This is a genomic window from Actinoplanes auranticolor, assembly GCF_018332655.1.
Taxonomy (GTDB): domain Bacteria; phylum Actinomycetota; class Actinomycetes; order Mycobacteriales; family Micromonosporaceae; genus Actinoplanes; species Actinoplanes auranticolor.
The window spans coordinates 115,598-136,852 of sequence record NZ_BOQL01000036.1 but is presented as its reverse complement, the minus strand read 5'-3'; the positions used below and the strand labels follow the sequence as shown (position 1 = coordinate 136,852).

General features: G+C 73.0%; 20 protein-coding genes. 12 read left to right on the top strand and 8 right to left on the bottom strand.

What is annotated here, in order from left to right:
* The first annotated feature begins 84 nt into the window (after nt 1-84).
* The 3 genes from Aau02nite_RS22940 (at nt 85) to Aau02nite_RS22930 (ending at nt 4,264) form a co-directional block, all read left to right on the top strand.
* Nucleotides 85-2,826: a LuxR C-terminal-related transcriptional regulator gene (locus Aau02nite_RS22940; protein ID WP_212990590.1), complete on the top strand. Its 2,742-nt coding sequence runs from the start codon at nt 85-87 to the stop codon at nt 2,824-2,826.
* Nucleotides 2,823-3,368, top strand: coding sequence for a LuxR family transcriptional regulator (locus Aau02nite_RS22935; RefSeq protein ID WP_212990589.1), 546 nt, complete (start codon nt 2,823-2,825; stop codon nt 3,366-3,368). Before Aau02nite_RS22940 ends, Aau02nite_RS22935 begins: the two co-directional genes overlap by 4 nt.
* 68 nt (nt 3,369-3,436) lie before the next feature.
* The gene (locus Aau02nite_RS22930; RefSeq protein ID WP_212990588.1) at nt 3,437-4,264 is read left to right on the top strand and encodes a M55 family metallopeptidase; all 828 of its coding nucleotides are present in this window, start codon (nt 3,437-3,439) and stop codon (nt 4,262-4,264) included.
* An 18-nt stretch (nt 4,265-4,282) separates the two neighbouring features.
* Here Aau02nite_RS22930 and Aau02nite_RS22925 read toward each other — a convergent pair whose 3' ends face one another.
* Both Aau02nite_RS22925 and Aau02nite_RS22920 read right to left on the bottom strand, forming a co-directional pair.
* Nucleotides 4,283-5,062 carry a lysophospholipid acyltransferase family protein gene (locus Aau02nite_RS22925; RefSeq protein WP_212990610.1) on the bottom strand — a complete coding sequence of 260 codons (780 nt, stop codon included), beginning with the start codon at nt 5,060-5,062 and terminating at the stop codon, nt 4,283-4,285.
* 24 nt (nt 5,063-5,086) lie between these two features.
* Entirely contained in the window at nt 5,087-5,782 is a 696-nt protein-coding gene (locus tag Aau02nite_RS22920) for a hypothetical protein (protein WP_212990587.1), read from the bottom strand.
* A gap of 225 nt (nt 5,783-6,007) precedes the next feature.
* Here Aau02nite_RS22920 and Aau02nite_RS22915 point away from each other — a divergent pair, with 225 nt between their 5' ends.
* Together Aau02nite_RS22915 and Aau02nite_RS22910 are read left to right on the top strand one after the other, a co-directional pair.
* Nucleotides 6,008-6,598 (top strand): permease-like cell division protein FtsX, encoded by a 591-nt coding sequence (locus tag Aau02nite_RS22915; RefSeq protein ID WP_212990586.1) that lies wholly within the window; start codon nt 6,008-6,010, stop codon nt 6,596-6,598.
* Complete coding sequence (locus Aau02nite_RS22910; RefSeq protein ID WP_246595370.1) at nt 6,595-7,113, top strand: SigE family RNA polymerase sigma factor; 519 nt, start codon at nt 6,595-6,597, stop codon at nt 7,111-7,113. Before Aau02nite_RS22915 ends, Aau02nite_RS22910 begins: the two co-directional genes overlap by 4 nt.
* A gap of 5 nt (nt 7,114-7,118) precedes the next feature.
* Here Aau02nite_RS22910 and Aau02nite_RS22905 read toward each other — a convergent pair whose 3' ends face one another.
* Genes Aau02nite_RS22905 through Aau02nite_RS22895 form a run of 3 tightly spaced genes read right to left on the bottom strand, consistent with a single transcriptional unit; the run spans nt 7,119 to nt 10,615 of the window.
* Complete coding sequence (locus Aau02nite_RS22905; RefSeq protein ID WP_246595369.1) at nt 7,119-7,799, bottom strand: VOC family protein; 681 nt, start codon at nt 7,797-7,799, stop codon at nt 7,119-7,121.
* 14 nt (nt 7,800-7,813) lie between these two features.
* The gene (locus Aau02nite_RS22900; RefSeq protein ID WP_212990584.1) at nt 7,814-10,162 is read right to left on the bottom strand and encodes an ATP-binding protein; all 2,349 of its coding nucleotides are present in this window, start codon (nt 10,160-10,162) and stop codon (nt 7,814-7,816) included.
* Between the two features lie 30 nt (nt 10,163-10,192).
* Nucleotides 10,193-10,615 (bottom strand): MarR family winged helix-turn-helix transcriptional regulator, encoded by a 423-nt coding sequence (locus Aau02nite_RS22895; protein WP_212990583.1) that lies wholly within the window; start codon nt 10,613-10,615, stop codon nt 10,193-10,195.
* A gap of 76 nt (nt 10,616-10,691) precedes the next feature.
* Here Aau02nite_RS22895 and Aau02nite_RS22890 point away from each other — a divergent pair, with 76 nt between their 5' ends.
* The 7 genes from Aau02nite_RS22890 to Aau02nite_RS22860 all read left to right on the top strand — a co-directional run bounded on the left by Aau02nite_RS22890 (nt 10,692) and on the right by Aau02nite_RS22860 (nt 18,189).
* Nucleotides 10,692-11,141: a helix-turn-helix transcriptional regulator gene (locus Aau02nite_RS22890; RefSeq protein ID WP_212990582.1), complete on the top strand. Its 450-nt coding sequence runs from the start codon at nt 10,692-10,694 to the stop codon at nt 11,139-11,141.
* Between the two features lie 5 nt (nt 11,142-11,146).
* Nucleotides 11,147-11,557 carry a VOC family protein gene (locus Aau02nite_RS22885; RefSeq protein ID WP_212990581.1) on the top strand — a complete coding sequence of 137 codons (411 nt, stop codon included), beginning with the start codon at nt 11,147-11,149 and terminating at the stop codon, nt 11,555-11,557.
* Between the two features lie 49 nt (nt 11,558-11,606).
* On the top strand, nt 11,607-13,976 hold the full coding sequence (locus tag Aau02nite_RS22880; RefSeq protein ID WP_212990580.1) for an ATP-binding cassette domain-containing protein: 2,370 nt from the start codon (nt 11,607-11,609) through the stop codon (nt 13,974-13,976).
* Nucleotides 13,977-14,383: 407 nt separating this feature from the next.
* Nucleotides 14,384-14,896 carry a SigE family RNA polymerase sigma factor gene (locus Aau02nite_RS22875; protein WP_212990579.1) on the top strand — a complete coding sequence of 171 codons (513 nt, stop codon included), beginning with the start codon at nt 14,384-14,386 and terminating at the stop codon, nt 14,894-14,896.
* Nucleotides 14,889-15,500, top strand: a complete 612-nt coding sequence (locus Aau02nite_RS22870) for a hypothetical protein (protein ID WP_212990578.1) — start codon at nt 14,889-14,891, stop codon at nt 15,498-15,500. Before Aau02nite_RS22875 ends, Aau02nite_RS22870 begins: the two co-directional genes overlap by 8 nt.
* A 3-nt stretch (nt 15,501-15,503) precedes the next feature.
* On the top strand, nt 15,504-16,643 hold the full coding sequence (locus Aau02nite_RS22865) for an acyltransferase family protein (protein ID WP_212990577.1): 1,140 nt from the start codon (nt 15,504-15,506) through the stop codon (nt 16,641-16,643).
* A 589-nt stretch (nt 16,644-17,232) separates the two neighbouring features.
* Complete coding sequence (locus Aau02nite_RS22860; RefSeq protein WP_212990608.1) at nt 17,233-18,189, top strand: tyrosine-type recombinase/integrase; 957 nt, start codon at nt 17,233-17,235, stop codon at nt 18,187-18,189.
* Here Aau02nite_RS22860 and Aau02nite_RS47435 read toward each other — a convergent pair.
* The 3 genes from Aau02nite_RS47435 to Aau02nite_RS22845 are packed head-to-tail and all read right to left on the bottom strand — an operon-like array spanning nt 18,186 to nt 21,200.
* On the bottom strand, nt 18,186-19,121 hold the full coding sequence (locus Aau02nite_RS47435; protein WP_281421011.1) for an alpha/beta fold hydrolase: 936 nt from the start codon (nt 19,119-19,121) through the stop codon (nt 18,186-18,188). The genes Aau02nite_RS22860 and Aau02nite_RS47435 overlap by 4 nt on opposite strands.
* Nucleotides 19,122-19,158: 37 nt before the next feature.
* Entirely contained in the window at nt 19,159-20,043 is an 885-nt protein-coding gene (locus Aau02nite_RS22850; protein ID WP_212990576.1) for an RNA polymerase sigma-70 factor, read from the bottom strand.
* On the bottom strand, nt 20,040-21,200 hold the full coding sequence (locus tag Aau02nite_RS22845; protein WP_212990575.1) for an NAD(P)/FAD-dependent oxidoreductase: 1,161 nt from the start codon (nt 21,198-21,200) through the stop codon (nt 20,040-20,042). Before Aau02nite_RS22845 ends, Aau02nite_RS22850 begins: the two co-directional genes overlap by 4 nt.
* Nucleotides 21,201-21,255: the final 55 nt, after the last annotated feature.

The following is a 21,255-nucleotide window of genomic DNA, read 5'->3' as shown; positions in this document are numbered from 1 at the left end:
ACAGACTACGGAAGCTCGGGGCGTCGCAGATCCCGTGTTCGTGCCACCCGGGCACGGACGGCGGGCCAGGCAGGGAAACGGGGGATGCGGGTGGCACAGCAGGACCTGGCCGGGCTCGCCGCCGCGCACCTGCGCCGTCCCGGCCTCGTCGTGCTCACCGGCGCCCCCGGAGCCGGCCGTTCCACCCTGTTGCGGAAGGTGGCGGCGGCGGCACCCGGCCCGGTGCACGCCGGTGGCGGGCTGGCGATGCTCGCCGCCGTACCCGCGCTGGCCCTGTCGCGGGCCCTCAAGGCCCGCCTGCCCGCCCACGACGTGCCGCTGCTGGCCGAGGCCGTGCGCTCCCGGGTCCGCGGCGGCCTGCTCGTGCTCGACGACCTGCAGTACGCCGACCCGGCGACGCTGGCGGTCCTGCCGCACCTGGCCGCCCACGTGCGGGTCGTGGTCGCGCTGCGCACCCCGCACCGGCTGCCCGAGCCGAGCGTCGCGGCGCTGCGCGAGACGGCCACGGCCTGGCTGGAGGTGCCGCCGCTGACCCGCGAACCGGCGCTGGAGCTGGCCCGGCGCGCGGGCGGGCAGCTCAGCGACGCCGCCCTGGCCGCCGTCGTGGACCGGGCCGGCGGCAACCCCCTCGCGATCACCTCGCTGGCCCGGCAGGCGGGGGCGGGCCGCGGCAGCCCGGACACCGACATCGACCAGGTCGCGTACGCGATAGCCACCGCCCTGGCCGACCTGCCCCGCCCGGCCCGCACCGCCCTGGCCGCGCTGGGCCTGCTGGGCCGGCCGGCACCGGCCGCGCTGCTCGGGGCGGGCGCCGACGAGCTGCGCGCCGCCGGGCTGGTCACCGAGGACCCGGGCGGGCTGGTGCCGGTGTCGGCGTACTTCGCCGAGACCGCGGCCGGGCTGCTCGACGCGGCCGCCCGCATCGACCTGCACCGCGCCCTGGCCGAGCTGACCCCGGACGCGGAGGCGGCCCGGCACCTGGCCGCGGCCGGCGAGCATCAGAGCGCGTACCGGCGGGCGCTGACCGCGGCCGACCGCGTCGCCGGCGGCGACCGCGCCGACCTGCTGCAGTTCGCCTGCGAGCTACCCGGCGTCACCATCGACCCGCGGGTGCGGATCGCGGCCGCGGACGCGCTGCTGGCCGCGGGCCGCCCGCACGCGGCGGCCCGCGCGCTCACCACCACCGGACCGCTGGGCGTCGAGGCCGACGTGCTGCGCGGCGAGGCGTTGCTGCAGGCCGGCGACCCGGCGGGGGCCCGGGCAGCGGTACGCCCGGTGCCGGACGCGGCGGCGGGTACGGTCGTGGCGGCCCGCGACCGGATCCTGGTGCTGGCCGAGCTGGCCACCGATCCGGCGGGCGCCCTGGACATGGCGGGCAAGATCTCCGCCCGGTATCCGACCCCGCCGCCGGGGGTGGCCGCGGCGCTGGCCGCGGTCGGGGCCGCGCACCGCCGGCCGGGCTGGGACACGGCGCTGGCGGCGGCGATCGCCGAGGGCGCCGACCCGCTGACCGGGCGGTGGAGTGCGTGGCTGCTGGTGGAGCACCTGGCGGCCGACGGGCGGCTGACCGAGGCGGCGGCCGCGGCCCGGGACGCGGCGGCGGGGTGCGCGGCGGACCTGGCGTACAGCTGGCAGACCCGGTTCCTGGCGGTGGCCGACTGGGCGGACGTGCTGCAGGGGACGCTGATCGCCGCTTCGGCCGGTGCCGGCGCTGCGGCCTCGCCGGCTGCGGTCCCGGCCGGCGCGGCTGTCCGACCCGCCGGCTCCGATGTTCCCGGCGCCGGTTACTCGTCGCCGCCGCATGCCGGATCCCCGGAGTTCGGATCTCCGGAACCCGGACCTGCACAGCCCGGTTCCGCCGAGTTCGGCACTGCGGGGTCCGGTCTCTCGGCCGCTGCTGCGTCCGACGGGGTCTCGGCGCAGGCTCATGCGGCGGACCGGGCGTTGCGGCGGGCTGCTGATCTCACCGATCGGGCCCTGCCCGCCGACGCCCGCGGCTATGCCGTCGCCGCGACCGCGCTGATCGAGGCCGACACCGGCCTGCTGGCCGCCGCCCGGGCCCGGCTCGCTGTGCCCGACGGGCATCCGGCGACGGCGTGGGTGGCGCGGGAGGCCGCCTGGCTCGACGGGCAACCCGACCGGGCCGCCCAGCCGCCGGACGGCGCCACCGCCGGACTGCTCACCGGGCTGCGCCACATCACCGCGCGGTGGGCCGCGTACGACACCGGCGCCGCGGCCCGGGCCGCTTACGCGTCCGCGTTCGAGCTCGACACTCCGGCCCCGGCGATTCCTGCCGGGTTGCCGGCCGCCGCGCGGCGCACGCTGACCGCGTGGGCGACCGGCACCGGTTTCACCGCCGCCGCGCAGGGCTGGGCCGGGATCGCGCTGCGGGAGCAGATCCGCTGCCTGCTCGCGGCGGGCCTGCACGACACCGACCCGCAGCAGGCCGTGGCCGCGCTGCTGGAGGCCGAACAGCTGGCCGACACCGCCGGGCTGGTCGTGCTCGCCGGCCGGGCCCGCCGGGGGCTGCGCCGGCATCACGTGCACCGCGACACCCGCAGTCCCCGCTCCGGTTCGCAGCTGACCCGCCGTGAGACCGACGTGCTGCGCCTGGTCGCCGCCGGGGAGCCGACCCGCCGCATCGCCGGGCAGCTCGGCATTTCGGCCGAAACTGTGGACACCCACATCCGGGCGGGTATGCGAAAGCTGGGCGCACGGACACGGACCGAGGCGGCAGCCCTGGCGCTGACCCAGATCGAGGCTGCCGGACCACCGGGACGTGACCGTCGCTCGGCCGTACTGCCCGACCCTGAGGATGGCCGGTGACCCGACAGCCCGACGCTCCCCGCCACGTCGTCGCCTCCGGCGCCGACGCCGAATCCGTGGTCCGGCGCCTGGCCCGGGAGGGGTGGATCCCCCGGGAGGGCTTCGCCCTGCCCGACCCGTCGTGGGACGTCACCGCCGCGCGGCTGATCCTGCACGGCCGGGTCGCCGACCGGGAGAATCTGCAGCTGGCCGTGCTGGCGGCGGCCCGGGGAGCGGGCATCGTCGCGGTCTGCGACGCCGACACCCCGGTCGGGCGGGCCCTGATCGACGACCTGAGCAGGCTGGGCGCGGTGCACCTGGGACCGGGCGGGCAGCCGGCGCCGGCCGACCCGGGCGACACGGTGGCGGAGCTGGTCCCGGAGCAGCGGGCGCTGCTGGACCGGCTCGCGGCGGGTGACACGATCGCGGCGGCCGCGGCGGCGGAGTTCCTGTCGCTGCGCACGGCGAACCGGCGCATCGCGGAGGCGCGGGCCCTGTTCGGCGTGCGGACGACCCGCGAGGCCGTGCTGGCGTATCTGCGCCAGCGTCGTACCCCCGGCTGAGCGGCCGCCCGGTGAGGCCGGGCTGCCGCGCCCCCGGCTGAGTGGGCCGCCGCGTAGGGTTCCAGGTGATGAAGATATTGATCTCGGCCGACATGGAAGGCGTCTCGGGGATCGTGCATCCCAGCGAGACCAACCCGGGCGGCTACGACTACGAACGCGGCCGGGCCCTGATGACCGCCGAGGTCAACGCGGCCGTCGCCGGCGTCCTGGAGGCCGTGCCCGGAGCGGAGGTGCTGGTCGCCGACGCACACGGGCCGTTCCGCAACCTGCTGCCCGAGGAGCTCGACCGGCGCGCCCGGCTGGTGCGGGGCAAGCCACGCCCGCTGGGCATGCTCGCCGGCCTCGACGACGACACCGACGCGGTGCTGTTCGTCGGCTATCACGCCCGCTCCGGCAGCGGCCCCGCCGTGCTGGCCCACACGATCAGCGACGCCGTGCTCGACGTGCGCCTGGACGGGCGCCCGGTCGGCGAGATCGGCCTGAACGCGGCCCTGGCCGGTTTCCACAGCGCGCCGGTGGTGCTGATCAGCGGGGACGACGCGGCCTGCGCCGAACTGCTCGAGCTGGTGCCGGGCGCGGCGACGGTGGCGGTCAAGCAGGCGCTGGGCCAGGCGGCGTCGATCGCCCTGCACCCGGACGAGGCCCGCGACCGCCTGCACCGGGTGGCGGCCAAGGCGATCCGCCGGCACGACCAGGTGCCGCTGATGATCGTGCCGGGGCCGCTGAAGGTCGAGGTGGACCTGTACGGGCCGTACACGGTGGACCTGGCGACGCTGATCCCCGGGGTGAGCCGCGCCCCGGGCGCCCGCACGGTGTCGTTCACCGCGCAGGACGTGGCGGAGGCCTACCGGCTGGTGCAGTTGCTGACCCAGCTCGCCCAGATCAAACCGAGCTGATCCGCCGCCCGGCCGGGATCAGTGGGGGCTGGTGCCGGCGGTGCGGTTGCGGCGTACGCGGCTCATGTCCGGTGGCCGGGTGCGGTCGATGTGGTGGGGGGTCTGCAGCTCGTCCTCGCGCAGCGGCGCCAGGGTGCGGGCGATGCCCTCGACGATGCCGTCGGTGGCGCGCATCGCCTGGGCGCCCTCGGTGCCGGTCAGCCCGGACAGCTCGATCGGTTCGCCGAAGCGGACGTGCACCACCGGGCGCTGCCGGATCGTGCGCAGCAGCGAGCCGGCCAGACCTCTGGGCGCCGCGTACGGCAGCACGCGGTGGGTGTCCCACTGCGCGACCGGGATGACCGGGGCCCCGGACTGCGCCGCCATTCTCGCCACGCCGGTCTTGCCGCGTTCGGGCCACATCCACGGGTCCAGCCCGATGCGGCCCTCCGGGTAGACCAGCACCACCGATCCGGCCCGGAGCGCGGCCGCGGCGGCCGGTAGCGCCTGGGCGACCTGCGCGGTGTGCCGGTCGACCCGCAGGTGCCCGCACGCGCGCATGATGGAGCCGGCGACCGGGGCCTTGAACAGCCCGGCGGTGGCCATGAACCGCGGGGCGAGGCCGGCGCGGCTGCACGCGGCCATCAGCATCAGCGGGTCGATCGGGCTGACGTGGTTGGCCGCGAGGATCAGCGGGCCGTGCCGCAGCCGGGCCGGCACCTCACCGGAGACGCGCAGCCGGCACAGCAGCGGCACGACGGCCCGTGAGGCGCGCAGCAACGCCCGCCACAACCACGGCACCCGCCAGGTAGCTTCCATCAAGGCGACATGATCGCATGCCGGTCAGCCCGCGTCGCGCAACTCCGCCAGCCGGGCCTCGATCTCGGCCAGCTCCGCGCGCAGCCGCTCGGCCTGCTGCTCGGCCTCGGCGCGTTCGGCCGACACGATGTGCTCGACCGCCTCCTGCACGCCGGGCACGTCGACCAGCTGCACGATCTTCATCGCCTCCGACGGCTTGACGACGTAGGGCTTGGCCAGCGCTTTCGAGCCCTGATTGGCCGCGATGGTCCACTCGCCGTCGGTGTAGGCGAGGGTGACCGTCAGCCCGGGCGGCGGCTTGGGCCTGGCCGCCTTGGCCGTGGCCTTGCGCGCCGCGGGGGCCGGCGGCGCGGCGGGCTCGGCCGGGGGCGGGGTGGGCGCAGCCGCGGGGGCCGGGACCGGCTTGTCGATCACGAACTCCGGGGCCGGCTTGGCCGGCTGCGGCGGCACCGGGGCCGCCTTCTTCACCGGGCCCTTGGGGGCCACCTGCAGGTCGCCGGGGGAGAACGGCAGCTCGTCGCGGCCGAACCGCACGACCACCCACTCGTCGGACTCGGCCGGGTCGGTCAGGGCCACCACCTGCCCCACCTGCCCGGCGATCTGCCCCGCGGACTCGGTGAACATCACCCGCGGCCGCCGTCCCGCGGCCAGCCCGTCGCGGATGACCTGCAGCTCGTCCGTGCTGAGCCCTCGCACACCGGTGCGTGCCGCCGTTGCCATGGTCGTCCCTTCGTCGGTCAACGTGGATTCGAACGCGTGTTTCAATGCCGTAGTTCTACCAGGCCCCACCGACATTGCCGGCAGGCGCGCCCAACCGGCCGCGGCACGCAGCCCGCATTATGGCGGTGACCCCGGCCGCGGCCGGCATCGAGGAGCACGTGACCGATCCGCCCACCCAGGCAGTCATCCAGGGCAGAAGCCACCACGACCCCGGGAGCGCGCACTGTGCAGCAGAACCTGCGAGGCCTGTTCGAAAGTGCACTCGACGACGAACCTCTGCCCCCGCCGGGCGATCCCGTCGAGGAGGCGATGACCCGGGGACGGCGGATCCGCCGGCGCCGCGGCCTGCTCATCGGGGGTACGGCCACCGCCGTCATCACCGCCACCACGGTCGCCCTCAACCTGGCCCTGGCCCCCGCCGCACCGCCGCCGCAGGTGTCGATGGCGGCGATGCTGATGCCGCCGGCCAGCGCGACGTGCACCTGGCCGGTGCAGGACAACGCCTCCAAAGTCGCGGTCTTCCTCACCGACACCATCACCGTGGGGGAGATCAACACTCTCGGAGAGGCGCTCTGGCGCGACCCGGCGGTCCGCGACGTGCAGTTCGAGAGCCGCTATGAGGCGTACGAGAAGTTCAAGAAGTTGTGGGCCGACAGCCCGGACTTCGTCGCCTCGGTCACGGTGGACAACCTGCCGCAGTCCTACCGCGTGGAGCTGGCCCAGCCGTCCGGCTACCGGGATTTCGCCGCGCGGGTCCGCAGCCGTCCCGGCGTCCAGGACCTGGTCGGCGAGTCCTGCCCGGGACCGTCGAAGTGACCCCTGGGTGGCGCCGGGAACGCGCAGCCCGCGACGAGGAGTTCGCCGCGTTCGTCGCCGCCGCCACGCCCCGGCTGCGGCGCACCGCGTACCTGATGTGCCGTGACTGGCATCTCGCGCAGGACCTGACCCAGCTGACCCTGGCCAAGATGTACGCCTCCTGGCACCGGATCTGGCGCACCGCGAACCTGGAGGCCTACAGCCGCCGGGTGCTGATGAACGCCGTCTTCGACCAGCGCAAACGCCGCAGCGGCACCGAGGTGGTGCTGGCCGAGCTGCCGGACCGCCCCGGCCACCCGGCGCAGTCCGCGGAGCTGCACGTCACGCTCATGCAGGCGCTGGCCACCCTGCCGGTACGGGACCAGGCCATCGTGGTGCTGCGGCACTGGGAGGACCACAGCGTCGAGACCGTCGCCGAGATCCTGAACGTGTCGTCCTCGGTGGTGAAGATGCAGAGCATGCGCGCCCTGGGCCGGCTACGTGAGCTGCTCGGCGAGGACTTCGCCCGGCAATGAGCGGCTCAGAGCGGCCGGTCGGTGATGCAGTACGCCCGGCCGGCCGGATCCCGCAGCGTGGTCCACCGCTCGTACCCGCCCACCACCTCGGCCCCGAGCTCGCGGTGCCACGCCACCTCGGCCGCCCGGTCCGTACAGGCCAGGTCCAGATGCATGCCCGCGGCGGTCCCGCCGACCCGCTGCAGCAGCAACCGCAACGGCATCCCGTCCGGGCGTAGGAGAAAATCGAACTCCGGCAGCGACCCGGCCCGCCGCGGCCAGCCGGTCAGCGCGGCCCAGAAATCCGCCTCCGCGTCGAAGCCACCCACCGGCACGTCCAGGCACATCTGATCGACCAGGCTGCGCCCGCCCGCCGGGCGCACCGCCTCGCCCTGCCACGGCACCAGGCAGAACAGCAACCCGGCCGGGGAACGCAGCACCACCAGCTCCCCGTCGTCGAGCACGACCGCCGCGCCCAGGCCGACCGCCCGCCCGGCCTGCGCCGCCACGTCCTCGACGTGCAGATCCAGGTGCGCCCGCGCCGGGCCGTCCCCGACGACCTGCACCCGCAGGTACGCGTCCCCGCCCGCCGGCACCAACGTCGCGAACTCCCCGCCCGGGCCCCGCCGCGCCGACAACCGCGACCCGGTCACCGCCTGCCAGAACGGCTCGGCCACCCGCGAGGGCGTGTCCAGAAACCCCGTCACCCACCGCACCCGCATCACGCCTCCCGCTCCGGACGGCTCGCCCGCCGCTGCAACGCCGGCCCCCGATGCGCCGGCGCGTCCCCGCTCAGGTCCGCACCGCGCGCCAGGTCCGCGGCCGCCTCCTGCTCACGGCCCAGCGTGCGCAGCACCGCCGCCCGGTGCGTGAGCACCTGACCCAGCCGCACCCGCAGCCCGAGCCGCTCATAGTGCGCCATCGCCGTGTCGTACTCCCGCAACGCCGCCGTGTGCTGCCCCCGCATGTCGGCGATCTCACCCAGCGCCGCGTGGGCGCTGCCGACGCCGTGCCCGCTGCGCAACCGCTCGAAGATCGCCAGCATCGCCCGGAAGTCCCGCTCGGCGTGGTCGTAGGCCCCGTGCCGCACGAACAACCAGCCCCGCTCCTGCAGGCAGTAGCCACGCAACATCTCGTCACCGATGCGCTCGGCGATGCCCAGCGCGTCGGCGACCAGCTCCCGCGCCCGCTCGGTGCGCCCGTCGATCTCCGCGGCCAGACTCAGCCCCAGCAGCGCCCAGCCCCGCTCCGGCGCGTCCCGCTCCGGCAGCAGCTCCACCGCCCGGCTCAGCACCGGCACACTGAGCTCCGGACGCAGGAACGTGTTGTACAAGGTGCCCAGCGACAGCCGTACCTCGATCTCGTCCGCGACCGCACCCAGCCCGATCAGCAGCTCCAGCGCCCGCAGCAGCGCCGCCTGCGCCTCGGCGAAGCGGTCCTGCGCGCGCAGCGCGTCCCCGACCCGCCACACCGCCAGCGCGAACTCCCGCATGTCGCTGCCCAGAGCCTCGGCGGCCGCCAGCGCCTCCTGCGCCGCCGGCAGCTCGAGCCGCACCAGACCCGCCATCCCGTACGAGTGCGACACCCACCGCAACGCCCGAATCCGGAACGGCTCATCACCCAGCGCCTGCGCCACCGGCACCGCCGACTGCCACAGCCGCAACCGGTAACCGTGCTCGGACTCCCCGGTGACCAGCGGATGTACCGCCACGATCAACGCCCGCGCCTGCGCCGCCAGCCCCGCCCCGAGCGCCGCGTGCACCGCCGCCAGCACGTTCTCCCGCTCGGCGGCCAGCCACTCACCCGCACGTGCCCGCACGGTCAGCCACCGCAGGTGCCGGCGCAGGCACTCCACGCCCTCCGCGCCGTCGTCGGCCAGCTCCCGTGCGCACAGCCGCACCAGATCGTGCATCCGGTACCGGTCCGGCTCCGGCGACTCCACCAGGAACGCGTCCACCAGCCGCTCCAGCGACTCGGCCACCACATGCTCGTCCAGCTCACACCGTGCCGCCGCCGCGGCCAGCCCCACCGACGTACCCGGATAACCACCCACCCGCCGCAGCACCAGCCGCTCACCCGGGCCCAGCTCGTCGTAGACCGCCCGCAGCGTCGAACGCACCGCCCGGTCCGCCAGCTGCATCTCGTCCAGGCGCCGCCCCTCGTCGGCCAGCCGGTCCGCCAGCGCCGACGCCGACCACTGCGACCGCATCCGCAGCCGCCCACCGACGATCCGCAGCGCCAGCGGCAACCCACCGCACGCGTCCACCAGCCGCCGCGCCCCGTCCGGATCGGCCGACGCCCGCCCCGGACCGGCCGAGGCCGCCAGCAGCTGCAACGCCGCCGCCGCACTCAGCGCCCCGATCGTCAGCACCGACGCACCCAGCAGATCCGACAACAACCGCCGGCTCGTCACGATCGCCAGGCTGTGCGCCCCGCCGGGCAGCAGATACCGCACCTGAGCGGCGTCGCGGGCATCGTCGAGCAGCACCAGCACCCGCCGGTCGGCCACCACCGACCGGAACCGCGCCGCCAGCTCCACCACGTCCCCGCGCACCTCGTCGTCCGGGACGCCCAGCGCCCGCAGGAACCGCCCCAGCACCGCCTCCGGCGGCACCGGATCAGCCGAAGCACCCCGCAACGCCGCGAACAGCTGACCGTCGGGATAACTGTCCCGGGCGTCATGAGCGGCCCGCAACGCCAGCGCCGACTTGCCCGTACCCGCCGCGGCCGCGATCACCACCAGCTGCGACCCGCCCTCGACCGCCGCCTGCACCGCCGCCAGCTCCTCGGCCCGCCCGACCAGCGCCGGAGCCGCCGGCAGCTCACCCGGACGGTGGGGGAGCACCGCCACGGCCCGGTCCCCGCCCGGCTCGGCCAGCCGCTGCTGCCACCACCCCAGCGCGACCCCCACCACCGCCAGCAGACCCACCAGAGGCCAGGCCAACCACGTGTACGGCCGCAACGCCCCCGGCAACACCCCGCCCGTGGCCACGTTCACGGCCACCGCCAGCAACACCGAGAACAACCCCGACGTCACGACCAGCAACGGCACGACACGATGCCGCATCATGGGAGGAAACATACATGCCCGTCACTGGGATCAGAGCGCGGCACGCACCCGGCCCAGCGTGCCCGCGAACCGGTCCAGCGCCGCCGGGGACAACACCGCACCCAGCAACTCCCGCAGCTCCTGCTCGAACACCACATCGGCCGCAGCCAGCGCCGCCGCCCCCGACGGCGTCAACGCGATCAGCGACGAACGCCGGTCCTGCGGATTGGGCCGGCGCACACAATGACCGGCCGCCTCCACCCGGTCCACCACCTTGCTCGCCGCGCCCACCGTGATCTGCAACTGCGCCGAGACGTCCAGCACCCGGCACCCCGGCGTCGCCGCCATCACCCGCATCGGCATGAACTGCCCCAGCGGCAACGCGCAATCACGGCTCAACCGCGCGTCGACGGCGTTCCACACCGCGATCTCCAAACCCACCAGATCATCGAAGAGCCGCCGGAGATCCGTCACCGCCACACCCTAACGCCGCCCCCGGAGCAGCCCGACGGGCTACGCAACCACCCTGCGGCATGGCACCATTTCGCCTGTGACGAGCAGACCCGCCGCAGCGCAGCACCTCAGCGACCTCACCCGGCTGCGCCGCGTCCGCGACCGCATCGACCGCGAGTACGCCCAGCCGCTCGATGTCGAAGCGCTCGCCCGCGGCGTCGCCATGTCGGCCGGGCACCTCAGCCGCGCGTTCAAGCTCGCCTACGGCGAATCGCCGTACGCCTACCTCATGACCCGCCGCATCGAACGCGCCATGGCCATGCTGCGCCGCGGCGACCTCAGCGTCACCGACGTCTGCTTCGCCGTCGGCTGCTCCTCGCTGGGCACCTTCAGCACCCGCTTCACCGAGCTGGTCGGCGTTCCGCCCAGCGTCTACCGGCGCGAGGCGGCCCGTGCCACCGCCGGCATGCCCTCCTGCGTCACCCGACAGGTCACCAGACCGATCAGGAATCGAGAAGCGGCCGCCACCGCGGCGCACCTAGCCTGATCACCATGGACATCGTCATTCACAGCAGCTACCTGCCCCACGACGACCCCGACGCCGCCCTCGCGTTCTACCGCGACACCCTCGGCTTCGAGGTCCGCAACGACGTCGGATACAACGGCCTGCGCTGGATCACCGTCGGCCCCGCCGGACAACCCGGCACCTCCATCGTCCTGCACCCACCGGCCGCCGACCCGGGCATCACCGACGACGAACGCCGCACCATCACCGAGATGATGGCCAAAGGCACCTACGCCGGCATCAACCTGGCCACCAAGGACCTCGACGCCGTCTTCGAACGCCTCCAGGCCGGCGACGCCGACATCGTCCAGGAACCCACCGACCAGCCGTACGGCGTCCGCGACTGCGCCCTGCGCGACCCCGCCGGCAACATGATCCGCATCCAGCAACTGCGCTGACCCACCACGGCGCCGACCCACCCGGCCACCCCGCACCGAGGAGACCCGCATGAGCACCCGCCAGCAGCAGAGCACCACCACCAGGCACGACCTGATCCGCGTGCGGGGCGCCCGGGTGAACAACCTCAAAGACGTCAGCATCGAGATCCCCAAACGCCGGCTCACCGTCTTCACCGGCGTCTCCGGCTCCGGCAAGAGCTCCCTGGTCTTCGGCACCATCGCCGCCGAGTCCCAGCGCCTGATCAACGAGACCTACAGCGCCTTCCTGCAGGGCTTCATGCCGACCCTGGCCCGCCCCGACGTCGACGTACTCGAAGGTCTCACCACCGCCATCATCGTCAACCAGGAACGCATCGGCGCCGACCCCCGCTCCACCGTCGGCACAGCCACCGACGCCAACGCCATGCTGCGCATCCTGTTCAGCCGGCTCGGCCGGCCGCACATCGGCTCACCCCAGGCGTTCTCCTTCAACGTCGCCTCGATCAGCGGCGCCGGCGCGGTCACCATGGAACGCGCCGGCCAGACCGTCAAGGAACGCCGCACCTTCAGCATCACCGGCGGCATGTGCCCCCGCTGCGAAGGCCGCGGCTCGGTCACCGACTTCGACCTGTCCGCCCTCTACGACGACACCAAGTCCCTCAACGAGGGCGCCATCTCCGTGCCCGGCTACAGCATGGACGGCTGGTCCGGCCGCATCTACCGCGGCTGCGGCTTCTTCGACCCGGACAAGCCGATCCGCAAGTACACCAAGAAGGAACTGCAGGACCTGCTCTACAAAGAACCCACCAAGGTCAAGATCGAGGGCATCAACCTCACCTACACCGGGCTCATCCCGTCGATCCAGAAGTCGATGCTGAGCAAGGACGTCGAAGCCATGCAGCCCCACGTCCGCGCCTTCGTCGAACGGGTGGTGACCTTCACCGCCTGCCCCGAATGCGACGGCACCCGGCTCAGCGAAGCCGCCCGCTCCTCCAAGATCAAAGGCATCAGCATCGCCGACGCCTGCGCCATGCAGATCAGCGACCTCGCCACCTGGGTCGGCGACCTCACCGAACCCTCCGTCGCACCGCTGCTCACCTCCCTGCACCACACCCTCACCTCCTTCGTCGAGATCGGCCTCGGCTACCTCTCCCTGGCCCGCCCCTCCGGCACCCTCTCCGGCGGCGAGGCCCAACGCGTCAAAATGATCCGCCACCTCGGCTCCGCCCTCACCGACGTCACCTACGTCTTCGACGAACCCACCATCGGCCTGCACCCGCACGACATCCAGCGCATGAACAACCTGCTCCTGCGCCTGCGCGACAAGGGCAACACCGTCCTGGTCGTCGAACACAAGCCCGAGACCATCGTCATCGCCGACCACGTCGTCGACATCGGCCCCGGCGCCGGCACCTCCGGCGGCACCATCTGCTACGAAGGCACCGTCGACGACCTGCGCACCAGCGGCACCGTCACCGGCCAGCACTTCGACGACCGGGCCACGCTCAAGAAAACGGTCCGCACACCCACCAGCACCCTGGAGATCCGCGGCGCCGACGCCAACAACCTGCGCAACGTCGACGTCGACATCCCCCTCGGCGTCCTCTGCGTCATCACCGGCGTCGCCGGCTCCGGCAAGAGCTCGCTCATCCACGGCTCCGTCCCGCCCAGCGCCGGCGTCACCTCCGTCGACCAGGGCGCCATCCGCGGCTCCCGCCGCAGCAACCCCGCCACCTACACCGGCATGCTCGAACCCATCCGCAAAGCCTTCGCCAAAGCCAACGGCGTCAAACCCGCCCTGTTCAGCGCCAACTCCGAAGGCGCCTGCCCCACCTGCAACGGCAACGGCGTCATCTACACCGACCTCGCGATGATGGCCGGCGTCGCCACCCCCTGCGAAGAATGCGAAGGCAAACGCTTCCAGGCCGCCGTCCTCGAATACCACCTCGGCGGCCGCGACATCAGCCAGGTCCTGGCCATGTCGGTCACCGAAGCCGAACAGTTCTTCGGCGCGGGGGAGGCCCGCATCCCCGCCGCCCACGCCATCCTGCAACGCCTCGCCGACGTCGGCCTCGGCTACCTCAGCCTCGGCCAGCCCCTGACCACCCTGTCCGGTGGCGAACGGCAACGCCTCAAACTCGCCACCCACATGGGCGGCAACGGCGGCATCTACGTCCTCGACGAACCAACCACCGGCCTGCACCTCGCCGACGTGGAACAGCTGCTGGCCCTGCTCGATCGGCTCGTCGACTCCGGCAAATCGGTCATCGTGATCGAACACCACCAGGCCGTCATGGCCCACGCCGACTGGATCATCGACCTCGGACCGGGAGCAGGCCACGACGGCGGCCAGATCGTCTTCGAAGGCACACCGGCGGACCTGGTGGCCGCCCGCTCAACCCTCACCGGCGAACACCTCGCCGCCTACGTCGGCAGCTGAGCCGAGCGCCGGCACGCGGGGGAGGGCGGCAGTCGCCCGCCGCCACAGGGGAGTGCGCAAGCTCCGTGCCGACACGGAGGCGATGCGCATCGTGCGCTCGACGCCCCGGCCGCGGTGCCGGCCGGGGTGCAGTCGCGGCACAGGGGGAGTGGCGGCACACCCGCACCCCCGGCCGACGTGCTGATAAAGGCCCGGGCCGACACCCGGCGGCCGCGCACACCCCGGTACGCGAGCCCGGCATCCACCACCGGCCCCGCCGCCGTTCCCCGCAGCCTCATGGACCCGCCGATGTAGGATCCCGGCCCGCACGCTCCGTACCGAATTCTCCTGCAACCTTGATCGTCGGTAACGCGTGTATTGCCGTGACCACCACCACGGAGGGCCCTCCGAGGGGAGCGAGACTGACGATGCCGGCGGCCGACCCACCCGCGGACTTCGACGCGGTGTACGCCACGCAGTACGCCGACCTCACGGTGCAGCTCTACGCCTACTTCGGCGACCAGCAGGAGGCCCAGGACGTGGTCCAGGAGGCGTTCTGCCGCGCGCTGCGCCGGTGGTCGAAGATCTCGCAGTACGACGACCCCGTGGCCTGGGTACGGCGGGTGGCGTGGAACCTCGCGGTCAGCCGGTGGCGCCGGTCGCGCACCGCACTGTCGTTCCTGCGCCGGCAGCGGCTGCAGGAGCCACAGGTCGAGGGCCCCACCACCGACCGGATCGAGCTGGTGGAAGCCCTCGCCACGCTGCCGGCCGCCCAGCGCCGCGCGATGGTCCTGCACTACCTGGGCGACCTGAGCATCGCCGACATCGCCGAACGGGAAGGCGTCGCCGTCGGCACCGTCAAGTCCTGGCTGCACCGCGGCCGCGCCGGTCTCGCCGTCCAGCTGCAGCAGCCCGCCCACCAGGAGGTCCGCCGTGCCTGACGACCTCACCCCGCTCTTCGCCGACCTGCGCCGGCAAGCCCTGCCCCGGGTACGGCCGCCCGGCGCCGACGCCGCCCGGCGCACGGTGCATCGGCGGGCCACCGTGCAGGCGGCCACGGCCGCCGCGGCGCTGCTCGCGGCGGGCGGCTCGTTTCTGTACGCCCAGCGGTCCGGCACCGACGGCACGGTGACCCCGGCAGCCCCGCCAAGCGCGTCCACCATGGCGTTCGTGTCAGGCGAACCCCTACCGAAATCGTCGGGCGCGGTCCGGCGGGGCCTGCCGAACAAGGCTCAGATCGCCGGCCGCCTGGTCCCCGGCGCCGACCACGCCGGTGTCGTCAGCGACTTCGCCGAGGACGTCGGGATGGCGGCCGAGGCCGGGCGCCACCGCCTGCGCGTGGGCTGTTCGGGACCGGCGCCGCTGCCGGTCACGATCCTGGTGGACAACGACATCGAACAGCAGCACACCCTCTCCTGCGCGGACTCCGGCGTGGTCGAGGAGTACGAGTTCACCCTGGCGGAGGCTGGCTCCGTGCGGGTCCTCATCGGCAGCGGCGGCCAGTTCGACGCGTACGCCCTCAAGCTCACCAAGATTCGAGGCTGACCCATGGTGGAGCGCGGGCGCACCCGGCTGGCGGCGCTCGACGGGCTGCGGCTCGTCGCGGCCCTGGCCGTCCTGGCCTACCACTACACCGTGGCGTGGCGGATCGACGGCGTCAGGCTGCCCGAGTACTTCCTGCCCACGACGGTCCACGTCAGCATCTACGGCTTCCTCGGCGTGGAGCTGTTCTTCCTCATCAGCGGCTTCGTGATCTGCATGAGCAGCTGGGGCCGCAGCGTCGGGCAGTTCTTCGCCTCCCGGGTCAGCCGGCTCTACCCCGCCTACTGGGCGGCCGTGCTCCTGACCGGCACCGTCGCGCTCATCTACCCGCTCAGGGGCGGGATCGGCGACGCCGACCGCCCGAGCATCGTCGACATCCTGGTCAACCTGACCATGCTCCAGCAGCCGCTGGGGCACGACCCGGTCGACAGCGTCTACTGGACCTTGTTCATCGAGGTGAAGTTCTACCTGATCATGGCGCTGGTGCTGCTCCGCGGGCTCACGTACCGGCGGGCGACGCTGCTGTGCACGGTGTGGATGACGGCCGCGGTGCTCGCCCCGTCGCTCGGCAGTCCGCTGCTCAACATGCTGGTGATCAGCGACTATGCGCCGTACTTCATCGGCGGCATCGCGCTCTACCTGATCCACCGGTTCGGTCCCACGCCGCTGCTCTACGGCATCACCGGTTTCGCCTGGCTGGTCTGCCTCGCCCGCGTCGAGGACCGGCTCGGGCAGATGAACCCGGGCTTCAAGGCGCCCTCGTGGCCGGCCATGGTGATCGTCACGCTGTGCTTCGCAGTGCTCCTGGCGATCGCGCGGGGCCACACCGACCGCATCCGCTGGCGATGGCTGACCGTGGCCGGCGCGCTGACCTATCCGTTGTACCTGCTGCACGCCCGGCTCGGGCACACGATCATCCGGACCGCGTACGAGCACCTCACCGTCCCCGTCTGGGTGCTGGTGGCCGCCACCACCGTGCTGATGCTGAGCCTGGCCTGGCTCGTGCACCGCTGGGTGGAGCGGCCGCTGGCCCGCCGGATGCACGACATGGCGCTGATCACGCCGCTGTGCGCCGAGCCGGTGCGGGCGAGGCCGGCCACCGCCGCGGCGACCCGGGAACGCAGCCCGGTCGGCAGCGGCGTATAGCCCGGGCGAGCCGGCTGGGCCGGCTGGCAACGTACCCGGGGAAGCCTTGAGCCGCGGCGCCGATCCGGACGGTCGATAATTGACATTATGTCAATCTGAGCGTGGAAGAGGGGGTCGGAGAGGCCGAAACGGCGGCTGACCACGAAGCGAAACCTCAGGAGAACCCGTCTGGTGGAACCGGCCGATGAACCCCCGCCTGGACCGGCCACGAGCAACCCACCCGACTCGGCGTTGACACCGGGACCCGCGCGCCGACGCCGTCCGGAGAACCCGGAACGGCGAGCGCGCCGCGGACCGTCGGCGGCACACGGCGGGCCACAGAGATCGACCGCCAAATCGGACGCCGGTTGCGGAAGGATGATCGCGGCATCAGGAAACGGCGGCGAACGAGTTGATCGCGAACCGGGCGCTCACGGCGGACCGCCCTTAGCGTCCCCACCATGAGCACGCCGTGACGTGCTGGCTGGGCTGGCGCGAATGGACCGTGCACTCCACCGACAACAGGCAGCCGAACCCGGCGCCGGGTTCGACTCGAACCCGGCCAGGAACGAGACCCCACGGACTGGGTATTTCCTGCATAATATTCCTTATGCAGGACGAACAAGACACCAAGGTAGAAACTCTCATAGAAGACTTCCTCGGCGCAAGAGCCGTGCAGAAGCCGTCGGAACACACCCTGATGGCCTACCGCCGGGATCTCACCACCGTCCTGCGACTCATCGGTGAGGACGTCACTCTGCGTGACCTCTCCCCCAAGGCCCTGCGCGCCGCCTTCGCTGCTTTCGCCGCCGGCCGGGCGCCCGCCTCGGTCTATCGCTGCTGGTCGAGCTGGAATTCGTTCTTCGGATTCCTGGTGATGGACGGCGTCGTCGCCGGCAACCCGATGCCTGCGGTGGGTAAGCCCCGGATGGCGGTCCCCTCCCCCAAACCCTTGCGCGGTGAGGACACTCCGGAGCAGCTGTTGCAGGCGGTCAACCAGCCCGACGAGCGCCAGCGTGACCCGTGGCCGGAGCGGGACGTCATGGTGCTGGCGTTGGCTCTGTGTGCCGGGCTCCGGCTGTCGGAGTTGCTGGCGTTGAAGGCGGGTTCGGTGCTGGGGCGTCCGGGTGAGCGGCGGGTCGAGGTGGCGGGTAAGGGCGGCCGGCCCCGGACGGTGCCGATCGAGCCTGAGCTGGACGCGGTGGTGGAGCGTTATCTGGACAGCCGGCGGGTGCGGTTCGGGCGGTTGCGGCCGGGTGATCCGCTGTTGCTGGATCGTAAGGGTGCGCCGCTGAAGCGGGGTGGGCTGCAGTATCTGGTGGAGTCGTGTTACCGGCGGGCGGGGATCACCGATCGGGTTCCGCGGGGTGCGCAGTTGCATGCGTTGCGGCATACGTTCGCGACGCGGCTGGCCGAGGACGGGGCGAACGCTTCGGAGATCATGCGGTTGCTGGGGCATGCGTCGTTGACGACGTCGCAGGGTTACATCGAGGTGACGGCGGCGCAGCAGCGCGCGGCGGTACGGGCGAACCGTACCAACCGCGCGCTGGGTGAGCTGGCCGGTTAGCTGTTCAGGAAGCTGAGCAGGGCTTCGTTGAACTCGGCGGGGTGGGAGGCGTTGATGCCGTGCGGGCCGTCCTTGATGACGACCAGGCGGCTGCCGGCGATGGCTTCGTGGGTGCGTTTGCCGCTGTGTTCGAAGGGCACGATGGCGTCGCTGTCGCCGTGGATGACCAGGGTCGGTACGTCGATCTTGGCGAGGTCGCCGCGGAAGTCGGTGAGGCCGAAGGCGGCGATGCAGTCGAGGGTGCCCTTGGGTGAGGCGATGTGGGCGAGTTCCTGGGCGTAGCGGACCTGGGAGTCGCTCACCTTGAGAGTGGTGCCGACGGTGAAGAAATCGGTGGCGAAGCCGTCGACGAAGGCGATCCGGTCGGTGGTGACGCCTTGCTGGAAGCTTTTGATGGTGGCGTCGTCGAGGGCGCCGTCGGGGTTGTCGTCGCTCTTGTAGAGGTACGGCGGGACGGCGCCGGCGAAGACGGCGCGGGCGATCCGGTCGTTGCCGTAGGTGCCGAGGTAGCGGGCTACTTCGCCGCCGCCCATGGAGAAGCCGACGAGGGTGACGTCGCGAAGGTCGAGGGCGCAGGCGAGGCGTTCGGGGATGTCGGCGGCGTGGTGTTCGAGGGCGGCGCCGGCGTCGGTGGGGCTGATCCAGACGGTGCGTTCGTCGTCGGTGCCGCGTTCGCGCCGGATGAGGCCTTGGTGTTCGAGGCGTTTGAGCAGGGGTGAGAGGGTGCCGCTGTCGAGGTGCAGGGCGGTGCCGAGGTCGCGCACGGTGAGGCGGCCGCGGTGCCAGATGACGCGCAGGGCGAGGTACTGGGGGTAGGTGAGGCCGAGGGCGTCGAGGGCGGGGCGGTAGAGGCCGGTGATGGCGCGGGAGGCGGCGTGGAGTTCGAAGCAGATCATCTGCTCGAGTCCGGTGGTGTCGTCGGTGCCTGCCATGCGGTGAACGGTAGTAGGCGATTCAGTTGTGCACAACCTAGGTGTGGGTGAGGGTGGTCTCCGCCGTCACCCGGGTCAGCTTCTGCGGGTTGCGGACGTAGTAGAGCCCGGCGATGCGGTCGTCCTCGACGCGGATGGCCATGATGCCGTCGAGGTCGCCGTCGAGGCGTACGAGCAGGGCCGGGCTGCCGTTGACCACGGTCGGCTCGGTGGTGATCAGGCCCTGGACCTTGCCGAGGCCGCCGGCCGCGAAACGGACCACCTTCTCGGCGCCGACGACCGGTCGTACGGCGGCCTGCTTGACTCCCCCGCCGTCGCTGAGCAGCACGACGTCCGGGGCGAGCACGTCGAGCAGGCCCTGCAGGTCACGGGTCTCCAGGGCGCGCTGGAACGCCGCCAGCACCGCCCGGCTGCTGGCCGCGGAGACCAGCTGGCGAGGACGGCGGGCGTCGACGTGCCGGCGGGCGCGGTGGGCGATCTGGCGTACGGCGGCCGGGCTCTTGCCGACGGCGGCGGCGATCTCGTCGTAGCTGACGTCGAAGGCCTCGCGCAGGACGAACACGGCGCGTTCGGTCGGTGACAGGGTTTCCAGGATGAGCATCAGCGCCATGGACACGCTCTCGGCCAGCTCGACGTCCTCGGCCACGTCGGGGGCGGTCAGCAGCGGTTCGGGCAGCCAGGGCCCGACGTAGGCCTCCTTGCGGCGTTTCATGGTGCGCAGCCGGTTGAGGGCCTGGCGGGTGGTGATCCGGACCAGGTAGGAGCGTGGGTCGTGCACCCGGGCCGGGTCGACCTTGACCCACCGCAGCCAGGTCTCCTGCAGCACGTCCTCGGCGTCGGCGGCCGAGCCGAGCATCTCGTACGCGACGGTGAAGAGCAGGTTGCGGTGGGCCAGGAAGCTCTCGGTGGCGTGTTCGCTCATCGCTGGGCGAGCATCCGCGAGCGCTGGTCGTTGCGGGCCCACCAGGAGCGCGCGCCGGGGTGGCGGGACTCGTAGGCCAGCTGCCAGATGATGCCGCGGCAGATGAGCTCCTTGAGTCCGGCGCCGGGCCGGCCGCCGAGGTGGAGCCCGGTGGCGGTGTCGGTGCGGCGGGCGACTTGGAAGAGGCCGGCGCGCCGGCCCAGGCTGAGGCATTGGCCGGCGAAGCCGACTTCGGCGGGTGCGGGCTGTTGTCCGGCGATCCGGCTGAGCACGGTGCCGGCGGCCTGTGGGCCCAGCTGCATGGCGGCCTGGCAGCTCATCCGGTACGGCAGGTCGGACGGGGCGGCGGAGTCCCCGGCGGCGACGATGCGGGGGTCGTCGACGCTGGTGAGGGTCTCGTCGGTGCGTAGGCGGCCCAGCGGGTCGGTGCTCAGGCCGCTGCGGGCGGCCAGGTCGGGCACGCCGAAGCCGGCGGTCCAGATGGTGACGCTGCTGGGCAGTTCGCGGCCGTCGCGCAGCCGGACGGTGTCGCCGGTCACGGCCGTCACCGTCGCGCCGGGGCCGTCGAGCACGGTGACGCCGAGTTCGGCGAGCCGCCGGGCGACCGAGCGGCGGCCCCGGGGGTGCAGGTACGGGCCGAGCACGTCGCCGGCCAGGGTCACCGTGGCGCCGGTCCCGGCCAGTTCGGCGGCGGTCTCGATGCCGGTGGGGCCGGCGCCGACGACGGTCACCGGGGCCCCGGCGGGTGCGGCGTCGAGGACCGGGCGCAGCCGTTGCGCGTCCTCCAGGCCGGCGATCGGGTAGGCGTGCTCGGCGGCTCCGGGTACGCGGGGGTCGGCGCTGCCGCTGCCGACCGCGTAGACGAGGTAGTCGTAGCGCAGGGTTTCGCCGTCGGCGAGGGTCACGCTGCGCGCGGCCGCGTCGATGCGGGTCACGGTGTCGACGACGAGCTGTACGCCGGGGCTGAGGACCCGGCGGTAGTCGACGAGCGCGTCGTGGGTGCCGCCGGCCAGCTGGTGCAGGCGGATCCGTTCGACGAAGACCGGGCGGGGGTTGATCAGCCGCACCCGGACGTCGTCGCGGCGGGTGAGCCGGTCGGCTGCCATGACTCCGGCGTAGCCGCCGCCGATGACCAGGACTTCGGTGCTGTCCGTCATGATGTTTCCTCCGGGTTCCTGTTGGGTTCTGCCCTCAAGACACCGGGTGCGCGGT